Source organism: Cedecea sp. (assembly GCF_036500665.1).
Classification (GTDB): domain Bacteria; phylum Pseudomonadota; class Gammaproteobacteria; order Enterobacterales; family Enterobacteriaceae; genus Cedecea.
Window position 1 is genome coordinate 1 of record NZ_DASYBS010000052.1, and the last position, 4,135, is coordinate 4,135.

4 protein-coding genes and 1 pseudogene are annotated in these 4,135 nt (G+C 47.5%); 2 read left to right on the forward strand and 3 right to left on the reverse strand.

Going from position 1 to position 4,135, the window contains the following annotated elements:
* Positions 1 to 546 (forward strand): annotated as a pseudogene (locus VGM55_RS08565) (deacetylase); the annotation flags it as partial.
* 1 nt (position 547) lies between these two features.
* Positions 548 to 1,633 (forward strand): glycosyltransferase family 9 protein, encoded by a 1,086-nt coding sequence (locus VGM55_RS08570; protein ID WP_331635241.1) that lies wholly within the window; start codon positions 548 to 550, stop codon positions 1,631 to 1,633.
* Between the two features lie 114 nt (positions 1,634 to 1,747).
* Here the strand turns inward: VGM55_RS08570 and VGM55_RS08575 are convergent, their stop codons facing one another.
* The 3 genes from VGM55_RS08575 to VGM55_RS08585 form a co-directional block, all read right to left on the reverse strand.
* The gene (locus VGM55_RS08575) at positions 1,748 to 2,908 is read right to left on the reverse strand and encodes an O-antigen ligase family protein (protein ID WP_331635242.1); all 1,161 of its coding nucleotides are present in this window, start codon (positions 2,906 to 2,908) and stop codon (positions 1,748 to 1,750) included.
* On the reverse strand, positions 2,892 to 3,794 hold the full coding sequence (locus VGM55_RS08580; RefSeq protein WP_331635243.1) for a sugar glycosyltransferase: 903 nt from the start codon (positions 3,792 to 3,794) through the stop codon (positions 2,892 to 2,894). Before VGM55_RS08580 ends, VGM55_RS08575 begins: the two co-directional genes overlap by 17 nt.
* The coding region (locus VGM55_RS08585; RefSeq protein WP_331635244.1) for a glycosyltransferase family 9 protein at positions 3,794 to 4,135 on the reverse strand (342 nt) is incomplete at its 5' end. The genes VGM55_RS08580 and VGM55_RS08585, both read right to left, overlap by 1 nt.

Sequence of the window (4,135 nt, forward strand, 5' to 3'; positions counted from 1 at the left end):
TTTAATGAATATTATGCTGCCTTGCTATTAGAATATGGCTATCAGGTAGATTGCTCGGTTACACCGCGTGTTAACTGGCAATATTCGCCGGGTAACCCACAAGGCAATGGCGGCACCGACTACCGTCATTTTCCGTCACAGGCCTATTTTATCGATCCTGACAATATCGCCAGAGCGGGTTCTTCATCACTGCTGGAAGTACCGATGAGCATCCAGTATAAGCATTCGGCACTGATGAATACGCTAAAACAGGGCTACGATAGCCTGCGTGGCAAGCGGCGCTCGCCGTCTGTGAATTGGTTGCGGCCAAGTGGCGGCAATCTGGAGAAAATGAAGTCGGTGGCTGAGCGCTGTCTGGCTCAGGGGAATGACTACGTTGAATTTATGCTTCATTCTTCCGAGTTTATGCCAGGAGGGAGCCCGACCTTTAAAACGCAGCAGGATATTGAAGTGTTGTACCGTGATTTGGAGCAGCTGTTTGCCTGGTTGCAGCAACGTACGGTGGGCATGACGCTAGCCGAGTATTATCAACTTAAAGTGAACTGATATGTCGAAGAAATGGAAAGTTAAGCTCGCGAATGCCTGTCTTCGACTTTATACAAAGATTGGCAGTAATTTTAAAGATAAGCACACATTTGATAAAAACCGCGAGTTTGACCGTATTGCTATTTTTTCAACTACGGCGCTGGGCGATTTGATGTTTAATACTCCGGCTATCCGTGCTATCCGTGAGCGCTATCCCGCAGCAAAGATCACTCTGGTGTCCAGCTATAAAAATGGCGGCCTGGTCGGCACCAGCAGTTATTTTAGCCACGTCATTTATTGGGATCACAAAGCCAAGGATATCCTCAGCGTTATCTGCCAACTGAGGCGACACCGACCACAACTGGCGGTGATTTTGCATTCCAAAGCGCCCTATGACGTCATCACTGCGATATTTTCTGGGTGCGAATACTTGTTTAAAGACGTCTATAAAAACGATCTGACAGGCATGGATCAGTGGCTGACGGGCATTAGCGTTCGTGGCAAAGGTCATTTGATTCAGCGTAAGCTGGATCTGGTGGGGCAAATGGGTTGCGACACGCAGAACCGAGAAATGTTTATCCCGGTCGATTTCCCACAGCAGCCAAAACAGTGGGGCGAAGTGGTGGTCGGTTTCCAGATGGGGGCTTCCGAACCACTGCGTTGCTGGCCGGTCGGTCGGTTTGCAGGCCTGGCGAAAATGCTGCTGGCACGGTCACCAGATTATCGCATTGCCCTGATAGGGACACCGAAAGAACAAGTTATTGAGCGTGAATTTATGGCGGGGTTGACAGCGGAAGAACAAAGCCGGGTTGTCAGCTATATTGGCAAAACCACGTTGCCACAGCTGTTGGCGGTGATGAAAAATATGGATGTACTGGTCACCGGTGATACCGGGCCGTTACATCTGGCCATTGCGTTGAAAACCAAAACCGTCAGTTTGTTTGTGACCGCGAACCCAGAACAAACAGGGCCTTATCAAAATCCTGAGCTGCACCAAGTGATGTATGTACCAGCAGAAACGCAGAGCCTCACTGAAGAGCAACGTCGTCAGCCCTTAAGCATCATCAGCAGTGATAAAGTCATGGAGAAAGTATTGTCGATAATATAAATCGAGGGAAAGGGTCTGAGCCCGTGGTGATAAGAGCTCAGACCTTAACGACGTCGGGCAGCATCTGTCCTGGTAGATAATTTTTGTCCTTGTGGCGATGCTTGGTCGTCAATGTCAGCCCAGGCGTCGCTGTGCCATTATGACGCCTAAAGGGAACCAAAACAGGGTCCAGGATTCCGACGGATTGCCGACCACAAATATTCCCTGTGAAGCATAAAATATCAGCATGAATATATACAGCGCGGCCTCGAGCCGCATGCCGCTTTTCATTCGGCGGAACGCTGATAGCAGCCCATAAATGAGCACCGCAGAAAAAAACATCAACCCGATAATACCGCCTTGCAGCAAGGCTCCAAGATAAAGGCTATGAGTTGTTCGAATATATTCGCCGGTATAATTGGTGAAGCTGAGCCCTTTATCAAACCCGTAACCGAAAAACGGTGCCTGCGCGACAAGCTCCAAAGTATGGTGCCAGATACTGACTCTGGTCATACCTTGCGTAGATATCATCTCAAAGCGGCCGATCAACATTTCACCAGCGGTGGAATATGTCAGAAGGACGGCTGCTAACGCCAGAGATAGGGTCAGATAGGCCACATTTTTGCGACTGATGCTACGATAATGTGTTGTGACGATAAGGGCAATCAGTAGCGAGAGTACAGGCCCACGGCTCTGGGTAATTGCGATGGTGGTCAGGAGTATAGGCAGTGCCAGAAGAATAAACTTTTTTTTGGTGTCACGAAATACAATGAGCGTCAGGATCACACCGATGGCAGCGCACCCCGCTAAATCAATGACGTTTTGTGGCCCAGGGTTATTGGGTAATGTTTGTCTGAGTAGCAGAATATTATGGCCATCAAACAGCAAAGTATACAGACTCAGAATGGTTAACCCGGCAACAATGGCGGTAAATAACTGATTACGTTTACTACCGTTAAGGATGGTAATTAGCATCGCCAGATAAAGCAGAAGATAAACGCTGTGTGTTAGAGTGGATTCGATATTGCCCGGATTGTCTGACCACAAGTTACTGAAGGAAAAATAGAGCAGCATCGCAGCGATAAACGTCATGCCTTGGCGAGTTTCACTGTTGTGAATAAATGCCATCCGCAGGTCTTTATCAAAATACAGCGTGATAATGAATAGAATGGCTGAGAGATGAAATAGGTTATTGACCCTGGTGAATCCACAAAATATTACGCTGAAAAATGAAAAAAGGAAAAAAAATAACACATATAGTTTTTTCGGATGAAAAGCGTTATTTAAATAGTTCATCAGGATCGGCCTTTTCGAAAATATCATTACTTATTGCACTGGTTACTGAAAGGTTTTTTATAGCAATATTCTTTTTTTTCATTTGGTCACTGGCATGTCGAAATGACGGCATTACCCAGTCTGTGGCTTTATCCTCCAGATCGGTGGGAAGCTTATTTTCTGCGAGTTCATAAAAGCGCGGCTGATTGAAGTTATTCATATCCAGACCGATGATAAAGAACTGCTTGAAACCAAGGAATGTGAGGATCTGTAACGCCCAGTAAACTACGGTTCCGGCATCAAATATGCCGCTGCGAATATCATGAGTGAAGGCTATATCCTGTCTATCAGCGGCAAAAACTGCGTCACGGTTATCGGCATAGGCTGATCGCAGATCATCAATGGCGATCTTGGGCTGATAGATTTTAAATGCGGCGTCTTCTATCACAGCGAATCTGCATTTGACACTTTCCAGACAAAACTTGTCGATGATTTTGACTATCCCATGCACCGTAGTGAATAGCGTCAGATACGGATCGTTGATTATTTTGTGGATAATCTCAGGTTTTTGATCGATAAATCCCATGTCAACGATGACATAAAATTGAAAATCGACGCGGCCATGTAAAAAATAAGCTCCATTTACCCCCATCGCGGGCATGGCGGGAAATTTTTCCAGACAGAGGTTTTTCACTGATGGGCCAGTGGCGGTCAGCAGGATATTACCGTTGAAACGTCCTTTCAGGTCCGTAAGATGTACTATTGGCATCTGTTGTCGCTTATAACACAGCTCGACGATTTCTCCGCTGGCGGCACGTGTAATCTTTACGTAGGGCCAAAGACTTTCGTTATGCCGATAAGGGCGAGCATGCGTATAGCGATATATCTGCTTGAAGAATGTTCCCATTACATTGGCACCTTGTCACGAATAAGCTCTGCAACTTTTTGTGCAGGGATATCGGCCATACGGTTGCCTTGATCAGGGCGACAGGCGTACTGATTCTGACCATATCCGCCGATCAAGCCTGGATCGGTAGGCCCAAACAGCGTGATGTTCGGCCTGTCGAGTGCGGCGGTCAGGTGACTGAGGCCGGTATCGACCGAGACAACGCCTTTTGCGCCAGCCAGCACTTCGGCAACCTGCTGCAGGCTAAGCTTTGGCAAAACTTCAACGTGCGGGAAGCCTTCCGCCATACGCAGTGCGCGCTGGCGCTCGTGCTCTGCGCCCCATGGCAGTTTAATCTTTAA